11 protein-coding genes are annotated in these 13847 nt (G+C 64.6%); 7 read left to right on the top strand and 4 right to left on the bottom strand.

Going from position 1 to position 13847, the window contains the following annotated elements; all coding sequences use genetic code 11:
• The first annotated feature begins 45 nt into the window (after window positions 1–45).
• Window positions 46–636, top strand: coding sequence for a hypothetical protein (locus tag HGK58_RS11860; RefSeq protein WP_168627835.1), 591 nt, complete (start codon window positions 46–48; stop codon window positions 634–636).
• A 639-nt stretch (window positions 637–1275) separates the two neighbouring features.
• Here the strand turns inward: HGK58_RS11860 and ald are convergent.
• Window positions 1276–2391, bottom strand: coding sequence for an alanine dehydrogenase (ald, locus tag HGK58_RS11850; protein ID WP_168627833.1), 1116 nt, complete (start codon window positions 2389–2391; stop codon window positions 1276–1278).
• Between the two features lie 263 nt (window positions 2392–2654).
• Between ald and HGK58_RS11845 the strand changes: the two genes are divergently transcribed.
• The 6 genes from HGK58_RS11845 to HGK58_RS11820 all read left to right on the top strand — a co-directional run bounded on the left by HGK58_RS11845 (window position 2655) and on the right by HGK58_RS11820 (window position 9428).
• Entirely contained in the window at window positions 2655–3863 is a 1209-nt protein-coding gene (locus HGK58_RS11845; RefSeq protein ID WP_168627832.1) for a spermidine/putrescine ABC transporter substrate-binding protein, read from the top strand.
• 2 nt (window positions 3864–3865) lie between these two features.
• The gene (locus HGK58_RS11840) at window positions 3866–5065 is read left to right on the top strand and encodes an ABC transporter ATP-binding protein (protein WP_168627831.1); all 1200 of its coding nucleotides are present in this window, start codon (window positions 3866–3868) and stop codon (window positions 5063–5065) included.
• 1 nt (window position 5066) lies between these two features.
• Window positions 5067–5984: an ABC transporter permease gene (locus HGK58_RS11835; protein WP_168627830.1), complete on the top strand. Its 918-nt coding sequence runs from the start codon at window positions 5067–5069 to the stop codon at window positions 5982–5984.
• Window positions 5981–6778, top strand: coding sequence for an ABC transporter permease (locus HGK58_RS11830; RefSeq protein WP_168627829.1), 798 nt, complete (start codon window positions 5981–5983; stop codon window positions 6776–6778). The genes HGK58_RS11835 and HGK58_RS11830 overlap by 4 nt, the downstream gene beginning before the upstream one ends.
• Window positions 6779–6897: 119 nt before the next feature.
• Window positions 6898–8103, top strand: coding sequence for an extracellular solute-binding protein (locus HGK58_RS11825; protein ID WP_168627828.1), 1206 nt, complete (start codon window positions 6898–6900; stop codon window positions 8101–8103).
• A gap of 158 nt (window positions 8104–8261) precedes the next feature.
• A complete protein-coding gene (locus HGK58_RS11820; RefSeq protein WP_168627827.1) occupies window positions 8262–9428 on the top strand; it encodes a substrate-binding domain-containing protein in 1167 nt (388 codons plus the stop codon).
• A 31-nt stretch (window positions 9429–9459) separates the two neighbouring features.
• Here the strand turns inward: HGK58_RS11820 and HGK58_RS11815 are convergent, their stop codons facing one another.
• The 3 genes from HGK58_RS11815 to HGK58_RS11805 are packed head-to-tail and all read right to left on the bottom strand — an operon-like array spanning window position 9460 to window position 13805.
• Window positions 9460–11295 (bottom strand): glycoside hydrolase family 13 protein, encoded by a 1836-nt coding sequence (locus HGK58_RS11815; protein WP_168627826.1) that lies wholly within the window; start codon window positions 11293–11295, stop codon window positions 9460–9462.
• Window positions 11296–11298: 3 nt separating this feature from the next.
• On the bottom strand, window positions 11299–12231 hold the full coding sequence (locus HGK58_RS11810; protein ID WP_168627825.1) for a sugar ABC transporter permease: 933 nt from the start codon (window positions 12229–12231) through the stop codon (window positions 11299–11301).
• The gene (locus HGK58_RS11805) at window positions 12231–13805 is read right to left on the bottom strand and encodes an ABC transporter permease subunit (RefSeq protein WP_168627824.1); all 1575 of its coding nucleotides are present in this window, start codon (window positions 13803–13805) and stop codon (window positions 12231–12233) included. The genes HGK58_RS11810 and HGK58_RS11805 overlap by 1 nt, the downstream gene beginning before the upstream one ends.
• Window positions 13806–13847 lie beyond the last annotated feature (42 nt).

Below are 13847 nucleotides of genomic sequence, written 5' to 3'. Positions count from 1 at the left end.
GTGCAGCGATCCGGGAATGAAGAGGCAAACACCACTGGAGGATCCGTGAACGACGACCGACTCGACGAACTGCTCTCAGCCGCCATCAAGCCGATGACGCCGGCCGCGTTGCGCGAGACCGCGATGCTGGTTGACGCATCGATGCCTGCACAGCTTCGGGAAGGTCGTCCGGTGAGGTCACGATGGTTCGTGCCCATGCTCGTTGGCGGCTCATTGGCTCTCACGGCGGGTGCGGGTGTCGCTGTGGTGGAGATGTCACACTGGGCGGGCGTGAGCATGCCACTGGAGAACGCAAGAAACACGACTCCAATCCCGGTGAACTGGACCACCGACGATGGGCATTCCGAGACCTGTCGCGCTTGGATCGAATTGCGCAACCCGGGTCCGGGAGATCGCGCAGCGCTGGACGAAGCGATCGAAGCTCGTGATTGGGCGGGCTTCGGGCAGCACCTCTATGACGCCGGGAAGCCGGAGCCGTTCGATCCCGATGGCGAACGGCGCGTAGCCGATCAACTTTCGCCGTTTCTCCAGAAGTTCGCCCGCGAGGTCGTACCTGGAGTGCTCTGGTTCAGCGAGCCAGGCGACACGGTCGGGGTGGATGCCCACGGGATGACCTGCGTCCCGGCAGACCTGTGAGAGAACACTCGGAGTCGCGTCGTGCACGCATCGAGCGAGCGGTAGCGGACCATTCTCCGGCTTTGCTCGCGTACTTGTCCCGACGTGTGGAGCCGTCGCACGACGCGGCGGACCTACTCGCGGAGACCTTCATGATCCTTTGGAAGCGTGCGGCATCGCTGCCCCGATCGAATGACGAAGTCCGGCCATGGATGTTCGGAATCGCCCGGAACGTTCTCCTGCACCATCGACGCAGCGGGTATCGCCGCCGTGCAGTTGCTGACCGGCTCAGGAGCGAACTCCTGACGAACCACGACTCAGGATTCGTTGACTCGTCCGAGTACGCCGAATTGCACGCGATGCTTCGAGAACTCGACCCAGTCGATCGCGACATCATCGGCCTCGTTCACTGGGACGGGTTCTCGCTTGTCGAGGTGAGTCGCATCCTTCGCATCAAGGAGGGCACGATTCGCAGCCGCTATCACCGTGCGCGCGCTCAGTTGCGCAGTCGATTGATCGCCGGGACCCCTGTTGTGCAGGACATCCGCCGTCAAACGCGCCCGGATCCCCGACAATCCATGGCAACCGGGCCACATGTCCTGCAGAACGAGGAAGCTCCTGCATAGCAGGCGGCCGACCCGCCACGGCCCGCCGGCGGCGTTAGGCGATCGCCTCTTCCAGCTGCACGTGGTCGTAGCCGAGCGCCTCGGCGACCGGCCGGTTGACAACCCGACCGCCGTGCGTGTTCAGGCCGAGCGCGAGACTCGGGTCAGCCTGCAGCGCGACTTGCCAGCCGTTGTTCGCGACCGCGCGCACGTACGGCATGGTGGCGTTGGTCAGCGCATACGTCGACGTGTTCGGAACCGCTCCGGGCATGTTGGCGACACAGTAGAACAGCGAATTGTGCACCCTGAAGGTCGGGTCCGAGTGCGTGGTCGGGCGGGAGTCCTCGAAACAACCGCCCTGGTCGACGGCGATGTCGACGAGCACGCTGCCCGGACGCATCCGGGACACCAGGTCATTGCTGACCAGCTTCGGCGCCTTGGCACCCGGGATCAGCACGGACCCGATGACAAGGTCGGCAGGCAGGACAGCACGCTCGACCTCGAACGCGTTGGACGCGATGGTGCGGATGCGCCCGCTGTAGAGCGCGTCGAGTTCCTTCAGCCGCTGCAGGTTGGTGTCGAGCACGGTGACCTCGGCGCCAAGGCCGACCGCGACCGAGATCGCGTTCGTGCCAGCGACGCCACCACCGAGCACGACCACCTTGGCGGGAGCGGTGCCGGGTACGCCGGGGACAAGGAGACCGGGGCCGCCGGCAGGCTTCAGCATCGAGTAGGCGCCGACGATGGGGGCGAGTCGTCCGGCGACCTCGCTCATCGGGGCGAGCAGCGGCAGGGCCCGCGACGGCAGCTGCACCGTCTCGTAGGCGATCGCCGTCATACGGCTCTGAACAAGGGCCCTGGTCAGCTCGGGCTCGGCGGCAAGGTGCAGGTAGGCGAAGAGAGTGAGGTCCTCACGGAAGAACCCGTACTCGCTGGGCACCGGCTCCTTGACCTTTAGCAACAGGTCGGCTTCGCCCCAGGTGCTCGCTGCATCCGGCGCGATAGTCGCCCCCGCGGCCGCGTACTCGCTGTCGGTAATCGATGACCCCAGCCCAGCGCCGGTCTCGACAATGACGTCGTGGCCGTTGGAGACGAGGTCATGAACCCCCGCCGGCGTGATCGCGACCCTGAACTCGTTGTTCTTGATCTCCTTGGGGATGCCGACCTTCATTGCTCTCCTGCCGTAGACATGACGAAACGCGGGCCCGTCATTGGATCACCGCTCAGCTACAACCATAGCTCGGATGCCACGATGGATTCCGAACGTAACCCCCGCACATTTGTGCTGATTTCGTCACAATCGTGAAAAGAACCTGCCGTAAACAGCCGTGAGTGGTGCGATATTGCGCGGGAGTGTGCAAGTATCTTTCCACGGCACGTGTGATGCGTGACTCCGACCCCTTGCAGCGTTGCTTGAGAGAAGAGGCAAAGCTAATGAACCGCCAACTGCCCGAAGACCCGATCATCCGCCGTCTTGTCCAGCAGGCTCGAGCGCACCAGCTGTCCCGTCGCACCATGTTGGCTGGCACGGGTGCAGGCGCGGTCGCGCTGGGACTCGCCGCCTGCACCCCATCAGGACGCACCGTGCTCACGCCCGCCGAGGACGTCTCCGACACCGATAAGACAGTGCGCTGGGCGAACTGGCCCGCCTACATCGACGAGGATGACGACGGAAACTACCCGACGATCGAAGGCTTCCAGGAGAAGACCGGGATCAGCGTCGAGTACCTGATCGACGTCGACGACAACAACACCTACTACGCGAAGGTGCGCGACCAGCTGGCGCTCGGTCAGGACATCGGGGCGGACACGGTCTGCCTCACCGACTGGATGATCACCCGCTGGATCAACCTCGGCTTCGTCCAGGATCTCGACCACGCAAACATCCCGAACATCTCCAACCTGACGCCGGAGTTCGCTGACACCGACTTCGACCCTGGCCGTCAGAAGAGCATCCCGTGGCAGGGTGGTTTCGCCGGGATCTGCTGGAACATCGAGAAAGTCCCGAACGGCCTCAAGTCCGTGAGCGACCTGTGGGACCCGTCCCTCAAGGGCCGCGTCGGCGTGCTGTCCGAGATGCGCGACACGATGGGCGTGATCCTGCAAGACGAGGGCGTCGACATCTCGGGAGACTGGGGTGACGACGAGTGGGCGAAAGCGATGGATGTCTTCCGCGAGCAGGTGGAATCCGGTCAGATCGGCGCCGTCCGCGGTAACTCCTACTTGGAGGACCTCGTCAACGGTGACACCCTCGCGGCCATCTGCTGGTCGGGTGACATCACGCTGATCAACGCCGAAGCAGGCGAAGAGAAGTGGAAGTTCGCGATTCCGGAAGCAGGCGGCACGCTGTGGAACGACAACTTCGTCGTGCCGATGGGGTCGCCGCACAAGAAGAACGCCGAGGCGCTCATCAACTACTACTACGAGCCAGAGGTGGCAGCAGAGGTCGCCGCGTGGGTGAACTACGTGACACCGGTCGTGGGGGCGAAGGAGGCCGCAATCGCCATCGATCCCGAGCTCGCCGAAAACCAGTTGATCTTCCCCGACGACGACACGCTCTCCCAGGTTCACGTATTCCGCAAGCTCTCCAACGCGGAGGAGCAGCAATACGGCAGCGAGTTCCAGAGCGTGCTGCTGGGCTGACAATGGCAAGAGGGCAATTCGACGAGGCCGGAGCCGACCTTGAACTCCAGGGAGTGACAAAGAGATTCCCGGGGTTCACGGCGGTTGACGACCTGACACTCACCATCCCCGCAGGCTCGTTCTTCGCGCTGCTGGGGCCATCCGGATGCGGCAAGACCACGACCCTGCGCCTCGTCGCCGGACTCGAGGACGCAACAGAAGGGCGCATCCTGATCGGCGGAAAGGACGTGACCTCGACCAAGCCGCACCAGCGGCCAGTCAACACCGTGTTCCAGAGCTACGCGCTGTTCCCGCATATGACCGTGCTGGAGAACGTGGAGTTCGGCCTGAAGCGACGAGGAATCTCCGACGCGGGGCAGAAGGCACACGAAGCGCTGCGCCTGGTCGAGCTCGACCACCTCGCCGGGCGCAAGCCGCAGCAGCTCTCCGGTGGGCAGCAGCAGCGTGTCGCGCTCGCGCGCGCGATCGTGAACCGACCGGCGCTGCTGCTCCTGGACGAGCCGCTCGGTGCGCTCGACCTCAAGCTGCGGCGCCAGATGCAGCTCGAGTTGAAATCGATCCAGGGTGAGGTCGGGCTCACCTTCCTGCACGTGACCCACGACCAGGAGGAGGCCATGACAATGGCCGACACCGTCGCGGTGATGAACAAGGGCAGGATCGAGCAGCTCGGCGCGCCCGAGGAGTTGTACGAGTTGCCGCACACCGCGTTCGTGGCGAACTTCCTCGGCCAGTCGAACCTGTTCACCGGCCCGGTAGCGGGCACGACAGCCGACTCGATCTCGGTCGAACTCGCGGGTCACAAGATCGTCGTGCCCAAGTCGCGCGCCAAGCGGCACACGGGCGAGGTCACCGTGGGCATCCGGCCGGAGAAGCTGCGCCTGCACACCGAAGCGCCGACGCCGGTTCCGGAGGACAACCTGCTCGGCCCCGGCCGCATCGCGGACGTCTCGTTCTCCGGCGTGAGCACCCAGTACCTGGTGGACATACCCGGCGTCGGCTCGATCGTCGTGTTCGCCCAGAACTCGACGTTCGGTCCAGTCGCCGCAGAGGGGGCAGAGGTCTGGCTGACCTGGCACATCGAGCACGGCTTCGGCCTGCTGGACGAGCCGGGCGAGGAGTCCAAGTTCGCGTCGGACACCGACACCCAGACCCTCGCGGTGCAACGCAGGAAGCGGCTCGAGTCGGAGCTCGAGGCGGGCTGAGATGGCCTTCGGTGCATTCGCCTCGACCGAGGCGCCGGCTGTCGAGCAGGCGCCCCGGCGGAAGAGCAGGGTCGTCCTCTTCCTGCTGTTGCCCGGCATCCTGTACCTGCTGCTGTTCTTCGCCGTCCCGCTGGTGTCGCTCGCGCTCACGAGCCTGCAGCAGCCGAGCCTGACCGGGGATATCGGAAGCTACGATTACGCGTTCAACTGGCAGAACTACGTGGTCGTGATCGAACGGTACGGGCCGCACATCCTGCGCTCGTTCGGCTACGCCGTCACGGCCACGGTGTTTGCGTTGCTGTTCAGCTACCCGCTCGCGTATTTCATCGGCGTGACCCTGCGGCCCTACCGGCTGCTGCAGGGCCTCGCCCTCGTCCTCGTGATCGCGCCGTTCTTCATCAGCTTCCTGCTGCGGACGCTGGCCTGGAAGCAGATCCTCGCCGACGAGGGACCGGTCGTCTCGTTCCTGCAGGCGCTCCAACTAATGCCCGCGGATGCCCAGATCACCGGCACCGCGTTCTCGGTGATCTTCGGCCTCACCTACAACTTCATCCCGTTCATGGTGCTGCCCATCTACACCTCGCTCGAGCGCCTGGACCTGCGCTACGTGGAGGCGGGAGCCGACCTCTACGCGTCACCGGCGACAACCTTCCGCAAGGTGACGCTTCCGCTGTCGGCGCCGGGCATCATCTCCGGCGTGCTGCTCACGTTCATCCCCGCCGCTGGCGACTACATCAACGCCAGCCGCGACTTCCTCGGCTCCACCGACACGGCGATGATCGGAAACGTCATCGAGGCGAACTTCCTGGTGCTGCAGAACTACCCGGCCGCGGCCGCACTGTCGTTCATCCTGATGAGCGTCATCCTGGTCCTGATCAGCTTCTACGTGAGGCGCAGCGGAACGGAGGACCTGGTATGACTCGAGGGTTCGGTCGCTACGCGCTCATCGTGTACAGCGTCATCGCGTTCACTTTCATCCTCATCCCGATCGTCTACACGATCGTGTTCTCGTTCAACGACGCCCGGCGCACCAACATCATCTGGCGTGGATTCACGCTCGACAACTGGCTCAACGTGTGCCAGTCGCAGGGCGTGTGCGAGGCGTTCGGCACCAGCATCCTGGTCGGTGTCGTCGCGACAGTCCTCGCTACCGTACTCGGGACGATGATCGCCATCGCACTGGTCCGTTACCGGTTCCGGTTCCGCAAGGCGACGACGCTGCTGCTTTTCCTGCCGATGGCAACCCCCGAGGTCGTCCTCGGTGCCGGACTGGCCGCCGAGTTCCTCACCGCCGGTGTCCAGAAGGGCGTCGGCACGATCATCCTGGCCCACACCATGTTCTGCATCAGTTTCGTGGTGGTGACGGTGCGCGCCCGCATCGAGTCACTCGATCCGGCGCTCGAGGAGGCCGGCCGCGACCTGTACGGTTCGCCCGCACAGGTGTTCTGGCATATCACCTTCCCGCTGCTGATACCCGGGATCATGGCCGCAGCGCTGCTGTCCTTTGCGCTGAGCTTCGACGACTTCATCATCACCAACTTCAACGCCGGTCCCGCCGTCACGCTGCCGAGGTACATCTACACGGCTGCTGCGCGCGGAATCCCGCCTGAGGCCAATGTCGTCGCCAGCGCAGTGTTCATTGCGGCGATCGTCATCGTGATCGTCGTGCAGGTCTCGTCGGCGGCCAGGCGGAAGAGGCTCGCCGCTCTGTAACGGGTCGGTTCACCCGCTGTTCACCTGAGCGTCGTTCAGCGTTAGGTCGGATGCGCCACGCTCGCACCGGAAGCATCCGAGGCTTCCTAAGAACCCGCCAGAGCACGAAAGTCCCGCCCATGCTGCCCGCACACCGCTCGAGCCCGCTTCCTTCCCGTCGCAACCTTCTCGCCGCAGCCGGTATCGGCGGTGCGGTGATCGGTCTCGCCGCGTGCTCGAGCAACCAGCCTGCGAAGCCCTCGCCCGCGGCCGACCGCTCCGACGAGTGGCGCACGCTGCGCATCGACAGCTGGGAAACCTACGGCAACACGCTCGGCGAGGACTTTCCGGGCATCGAGGAGTTCGCCAAACAGTACGACGTCGATGTCTCCTACTGGAAGGCCGTCACCGACGACAACCTGTACTACAACGACGTCAAGACCCGCCTCGCGTCCGGCAGTGACATCGGCGCGGATGCCGTCGTGCTGAGCGAATGGATGGTCGCACGCTGGATCCGGCTCGGTTACACGCAGCAGTTCGCGCTTGACACCATGCCGAACACGGTGAACGTTCGGCCTCGGTTCCGGGAAGCGGCGTTCGACCCGAAGCGGATGCACTCGATGCCCTGGCGGAGCGCTATCACCGGCATCGCCTGGAACCGGGCGGAGTTCCCGGACGGCATCAGGAGCGTCTCGCAGTTGTGGGATCCGGCGCTGAAGGGCCGGGTTGGCGTGCTGTCGAGCATGCAGGAGACCATCGGCCTGATCATGCTCGACGCCGGTGTCGACATCTCGGGCGCCTGGGGAGATGCCGAGTTCACGGCGGCGACCGACACGCTCCACCAGCACGTCGTGAGCGGCCAGGTCGCGGCGATCCAGGACTCGAAGTACCTGGATGCGCTGACGTCGGGCGACATCGTCGCGGGCTTCGCGCGGTCGGCGGACATCCTGCGACTGAACCAGGCCGCTGCGGCCCGGGCGGGGTCGGGCGAAGCGTTCGACGAGCCGTGGGGCTTCGCCATCCCGGCCGCCGGTGGCGTGCTCTGGACGCAGGACCTGGTCGTCCCGATCGGATCGGCGCGCAAGGGCAACGTCGAGGCCTTCGTCAACCACTATTACGAGCCGACGGTTGCGGTGCAGGTCGCTGCGGCCACCAACTACGTGTCGCCGGTCGACATCCGCGACCAGGAAGCGTCGGCTCTCGACCCGGCTGTGGCCGCCAATCGGCTGGTGTTCCCCACACCCGTCTCCCTGCAGGGCACGAAGACGTTCCGGCACCTCGCCGCAGCGGAGGAGCAGCGTTACATCGCGCAATACCAGTCGGTGCTGCTGGCGGCGAGTTCGTAGCCTAGCGACGCCGGATGCCGCCAGACAAGCGAACAAAACGCTAACGCGGGGTTTCGCGGGAGTACCCCCAGTTTTGGTGCTCATATTGTGAGGACCGCTTCTGCCACTATCGAGCGGGGGACCATCGTGGTTTGCCCGATTCGATAGGAACCGCTCGCATGACTTCAGCACGCCCGCTCAGTCTGACCCGTCGCAACATCCTGCAGGGCGCCGGGGTCGGCGCCGCCGCCCTCACCGTCGCAGCGTGCTCGAGCAACGAGCCAGCCAGGCCGTCGCCCGCGGCGGACCTCTCCGACCAGCAGAGATCGCTGCGTGTTGACAGCTGGGAAACGTACCGCAACACCGTCGGTGAAGACTTCCCAGTGCTGGCGCAGTTCGCTGGCACGTTCGGCGTTGACGTCACGTACTCGAGTGCGGTCAAGGACGACAACCTCTACTACAACAAGGTCAAGGAGCAGCTCAGCAAGGGTCAGGACATCGGCTCCGATGCGGTCGTGCTGAACCAGTGGATGGCTGCGCGCTGGATCCGTCTCGGCTACGTGCAGGAGTTCGGTCTCGAGCGCATGCCGAACACCGCGCACATCCGCCCGCGCTTCAGTCAGGCCGCCTACGACCCGCAGCGCACGAAGTCGATGCCGTGGCGCAACGGCTTCACCGGAATCGCCTGGAACAAGGCAGAGCTCGGCGACGGCCTGACCGCCGTCTCCCAGCTGTGGGACCCGTCGCTCAAGGGCAAGGTGGGTGTCCTCTCGAGCATGAGCGAGACCATGGGCCTCATCATGCTCGACGGCGGGGTCGACATCTCGGGCGGCTGGGGCGACACCGAATTCGCCGCCGCCGTTGAGGTGCTTCGTGGTCACGTCGCCAGCGGCCAGGTCGGCGCGGTGCAGGGCGCGAACTACACGGACGACCTCAAGTCGGGCAAGACCCTCGCCACCTTCGCGCGCTCGGCTGACATCCTGCGGCTTAACCAGGAAGCTGGCGATCAATGGGGCTTCGCTCTGCCGACCCCGGGTGGCGTGCTATGGACGCAGGACCTGGTCATCCCGATCGGGTCGCAGCGCAAGACGCACGTCGAGAACTTCGTGAACTTCTACTTCGACCCGTCGGTCGCCGTGCAGGTCGCCGCGGGCACCAATTACGTATCGCCCGTCGACATCCGGGAACTCGAGTCGTCTGCCCTCGACCCTGCGGTGGCGCAGAACCGGATGGTGTTCCCGACACCGATCACGCTGGAGGATGCGAAGACGTTCCGCTACCTGCAGTCGGCGGAGGAGCAGCGGTACGTGTCGCAGTTCCAGACGGTGCTGCTCGCCGCAAGCTGAGAGGCCCGGTCAAGGGCGCTCGAAACTCGCGTCAGGCTGCGATCCGCACGCCGGGCAGCAGGTAGGCGCTGAACGACGGTCCGGTCGCCTGGATCTTCCCGCTCGGCTCAATCACCGTGTCGCCGAACAACCGCTTGGCTGAACCGATACCGGCGACGGCGTTGGGCTCCAGCTCCATCTGCAGGCTTGAGCGTGTTGCCACCACGAGGACCGACTCCCCGGCTGCCTCGCGAATGAACACCAGAGCCTCGTCGTCGACGACAAGCCAACGGAGGCCACCCGAGCTCAGCGCCGGATGGGCGTTCCGCAACGCGATGAGCTCGCGGTACAGCGTCATGGTCTCGTCATGCTCGTCGATGGTCGCCCACGGCATGGGTGTGCGCGAGTCCTCGCCGTCCATGCCCGTGAGGCCCAACTCGTCGCCGGCGAACACCACCGGGATGCCGGGAAGGGTCATGGACAAGCCGGCCGCTACCGGAACGGCAGCCTCGCGAGCGAGCGTCGCGAATCGCGCGGTGTCGTGGGTGTCGAGAGCGTTCATCGTGGCCGCTCGCACTCGCCAGGGCATTCCCGCGGTGAAACGCACGTAGGCGTCGTGCACCTCGACACCGGAGTACGTCGGCATGGTTTCGGTCGGGAGCCCGAAGTACCAGGGCGTAGCGACAGGTTGCGACAGCCAGCCCCAGACAGGGCGCGTGAAACTGGCATAGGTCATTGCCCCGTGCCAGGCGTCACCGCGGAAGTCGCCTGAGGCGTCGTTCGTCGACTCCGCAATCAGGATGGTGTCCGGGTTGACCTCGATCATCGTCTGTCGGATCGTCCGCCGCACAACAGCGTTCAGGTCCTGTTCGAGATACCTGCCGGTCATGTTCGCAACATCGATGCGCCAGCCATCCAGGTTGAACGGCGGCAAGAGCCACTTGGCGACCACCGAGTCGGGACCCTGGATGAAGCGGCGCCTCAGTTCTGTCGAGTTCCAGTTGAACTTGGGCAGGCTCTTTTCGCCGAGCCAGGCGACGTAGTCCGGATCGCCCTCGTCATCCTCGCCAAGCCAGTAGTAGAAGTCCCGCTCGACCGAGTTCTCGTCCGACAGCGCGGTTTGGAACCACTCGTGCTCGCTGCCGGAATGGTTCGATGTAAGGTCGCCGATCACCCGGATTCCCCTGGCGTGGGCAGCCTCGACCAGCCTGATGAGTGCATCGTCACCACCCAGCAGCGGATCCACCTCCCAGAAGGAAGTGGCGTTGTAGCGATGGTTCGAAGCGCCAGGGAAGAACGGCGTGAGGTACAGGAGGGTGATGCCGAGCCGCTCGAGGTGGTCCAGCCGTTCGACTATGCCATCGAGATCTCCGCCGTAGAACTGGAGCGGCGTGTGCGGGCCGCGGTCAACCACCGGATCGGTCCAGGCGGCGGGAACTGCCCACTTTGGGGTGGGGTGGTCGTCGGCAGCCGCCGAACGAGCGAACCGGTCGGGAAAGATCTCGTACATCACCTGAGACGGTGCCCAGCTCGGTGCAGGGGCGTGGGTGACGACGAGGAAGTCCTCGGCATCCAGCGGCTCAGCCGTGTGCAGTCCAGTCGCGTTGAGCCAGCGGATGCCCTGATCCGTCGTGATCATGAACCGGTAGCCGTGTTCCGGGTTCTCGACCAGAACCTCGGCCTCCCACCACTCCCAACCGTCGACCCGCGCAATGCGCTCAGCCTCGTTGAAGCGCGGTTCGTGATTGGGGTTGGAGCGCGCGTGCACTCGGGTCACCGGGCCGAATCCCACAGGGATGCGCACCCGCACCCGGATCAGCTCATCGAGCTCGGGGGAGTCGTTGGACACATAGAGGGCGGACCCATCGTGATGAGGCAGCAGGGGCATGTATTACTTCACCGATCCCGCGGTGAGACCACCGACGATGTACTTCTGGAGGAAGAGGAACAGCAGTGTCACCGGGATTGCGGCCAGGACCGCTCCCGCGGAGAACAGGGTCCAGTTCTTGGAGGTCTCCTGAGTGACGAACTGGTACAGGCCAACGGCGAGCGTTTGCGTCGATGGCTCCGTGAGCACAACGCTCGCGATCACGAACTCGCTCGTCGTGCCTATGAAGGAGAGAAGCCCGACAACCGCGAGCATGGGCGTCACCAGCGGGAGGATGATCGTGAAGAAGATCTGCGCGTGGCTGGCACCGTCGATGCGTGCCGCCTCATCGATAGAGATCGGGATCGTATTGAAGAACCCGTAGAGGAGGTAGGTGTTCACGCCCAGCGCCCCGCCGAGGTAGACGAGGATCAAGCCGGCGTGCGTGCCGAGCCCGACCGCGGGGAAGATGTCTCCGATGGCGGATACCAGCAGGAAGATGGCAACGACACCGAGCAGCTGGGGGAACATCTGCACGAGCAGCAGGCTCAGCAGCCCGAATCGCCGACCGGTGAAGCGCATGCGTGAGAATGCGTACGCCGCCAGTGCACCGAGAAACACCGTGCTCAGGGCCGTGATGGACGCGACCAGCAGCGTGTTCATGAACCAGGCCCCGTACGGCTGTTGGGGGCTGTCGAACAGTCGGAAGTAGTTGCCGAGGTCGACCGTGCGGAAGAGGGCGTTCGATCCGACGAGGGTCCCGTTCGGGTTGAGCGACGCCGAAAGCACGTACACCAGCGGGAAGACGGCGAAGATGACTGCAACCACGCCGATGACGTGTCGCCAACCTGTCTCGGCGAATCTGCGCGCCAGGGGCTTCCGCCGCTGAGGGATCGGCGTGGGGCGATCCCGGGCAGCATTCGCTGCGGGGGGTGCCGGTTTGGTGAGTGTCGTCATCAGTTCAACTCCTCGAGCACCTTCGTGCGTTTGAAGCCGTACGCCGCGATCGCGCCGACGACGATGAAGATCAGGATCGCGAACGCGCTTGCCAGTCCGTAGTCACGTCCGGTTCCACTTCCGAACGCCACCTTGTAGACGAGCGTGATCAGGATGTCTGTGGCCCCGGCATCAACGCCGGCCGACGGGTCGCGCGGACCGCCGGCGGTGAGCATGTAGATCAGGTTGAAGTTGTTGAAGTTGAACGCGAACGACGAGATGAGCAGCGGGGCAACCGAGACGAGCAGGAGGGGGAACTTGATGAGCCGGAATGCCGCCCACGGCTTGGCGCCGTCGATTGCCGCGGCCTCCATGATGTCGTCGGGGATGGACTGCAGCGCACCGGTGCAGATGAGGAACATGTAGGGGTAGCCGAGCCATAGGTTGACGAACAGGATGCTGAACTTCGCTAGCCACTCCTGGGTGAGCCATGGGATCGAAGCGCCACCGAACAGCACTTCGTTGATGAATCCGAAGTCCTGGTTGAACAGGCCAAGCCACACGAGCGCGCTGAGGAAGCCTGGGAAGGCGTACGGGAGGATGATGAGGACCCGGTAGAAGCGGCGTCCCTTCATCCGCCAGTCGTTCATGACCATTGCAAGCAGCAGTCCGAGCACGAAGGTCGACGCGACCGAGATGAACGCGAAGGCGAAGGTCCACAGCAGCACGTTCAGCAACGGGCCCCGGATGTCTTCCTCGCCGAACGCCCGGGCGAAGTTCTCGAACCCGACGTCGATCTTCCAGCCGGGGGTGAGTGACGCCCCATTGTCCGCTTGGAACGCGCCGTTGCCGCGGTCGGTGTAGACCGTGCCGTTCGCCGTGTTTGTGAATGTGTCGGCGTCTTCGTCGTAGACAAGCGACGACAGGTAGAGGAACGCGCGACTGCCGTCCGGCGTGCGCAGTGCGCCGTCATTGGGGTCGTCCGTGAGAGGAACGGCTAGGTCGGCGATCGCGCGCTGATTGCCGAGCACGTCCTGCAGCGTCAGGGTGTTGTAGCCAGTGACGGACGTTGCCTTGCCAGTTGAATCCGTCTCGGCGTTCGTCACTCGCTCGAGCGGAGCACCATCACCACCGAGCCAGATGTCGCCGTCGGGGTCGGTGACGAGGAAGCTCAACTGACCCAACTGCTCGACTACGGCGATGCCGTAGGTTGCCGAATCCGGAACGCGTTGCTGGGAGGTCAGGATGATCGCTTCGATCGCGTCTTCTTTGGTGCTGTTGTGGCCATCGCCGTAGTTCGTGAATGCGATGTAGCCGCTGTAGATGACGACGAAGATCTGGAAGACGGCCAAGAAGAGCACACCGGGCAAGAGATATTTCGCGGGGAGCAGCCCAGGTCGCAGATAGATGTAGTTGATGGCGAGGGTGACGGCAGCGGCGATCCCGAAGACCACCCACGATTCCTGCACGAACAGGGTGAAGAGTGCGAAGACGGCAATCGCGTCGACGATGCTGAGCAACACGATCTTGGTGACGATGCCGCGAAGACTGGGCAGTCCCTGACGTGTCTTGCGTTGTTCGCTGATGGTGCTCATGCCGCTCCGAGCGTTCGATCGAAAGGGGTTGACGGCGAAGAG

The sequence above is a fragment of the Cryobacterium sp. BB307 genome (genome assembly GCF_012274275.1).
Taxonomy (GTDB): Bacteria; Actinomycetota; Actinomycetes; order Actinomycetales; family Microbacteriaceae; genus Terrimesophilobacter.
Note: the sequence above shows the minus strand (reverse complement) of the source record. Positions and strands in the feature narration are given on the sequence as shown.

What these genes read in the sequence shown, in the direction of transcription:
- ald (WP_168627833.1), bottom strand. Translation starts at nt 2,391, where the DNA reads ATGAAGGTCGGCATCCCCAAGGAGATCAAGAACAACGAGTTCAGGGTC.
- HGK58_RS11845 (WP_168627832.1), top strand. Translation starts at nt 2,655, where the DNA reads ATGAACCGCCAACTGCCCGAAGACCCGATCATCCGCCGTCTTGTCCAG.
- HGK58_RS11840 (WP_168627831.1), top strand. Translation starts at nt 3,866, where the DNA reads ATGGCAAGAGGGCAATTCGACGAGGCCGGAGCCGACCTTGAACTCCAG.
- HGK58_RS11835 (WP_168627830.1), top strand. Translation starts at nt 5,067, where the DNA reads ATGGCCTTCGGTGCATTCGCCTCGACCGAGGCGCCGGCTGTCGAGCAG.
- HGK58_RS11830 (WP_168627829.1), top strand. Translation starts at nt 5,981, where the DNA reads ATGACTCGAGGGTTCGGTCGCTACGCGCTCATCGTGTACAGCGTCATC.
- HGK58_RS11825 (WP_168627828.1), top strand. Translation starts at nt 6,898, where the DNA reads ATGCTGCCCGCACACCGCTCGAGCCCGCTTCCTTCCCGTCGCAACCTT.
- HGK58_RS11820 (WP_168627827.1), top strand. Translation starts at nt 8,262, where the DNA reads ATGACTTCAGCACGCCCGCTCAGTCTGACCCGTCGCAACATCCTGCAG.
- HGK58_RS11815 (WP_168627826.1), bottom strand. Translation starts at nt 11,295, where the DNA reads ATGCCCCTGCTGCCTCATCACGATGGGTCCGCCCTCTATGTGTCCAAC.
- HGK58_RS11810 (WP_168627825.1), bottom strand. Translation starts at nt 12,231, where the DNA reads ATGACGACACTCACCAAACCGGCACCCCCCGCAGCGAATGCTGCCCGG.
- HGK58_RS11805 (WP_168627824.1), bottom strand. Translation starts at nt 13,805, where the DNA reads ATGAGCACCATCAGCGAACAACGCAAGACACGTCAGGGACTGCCCAGT.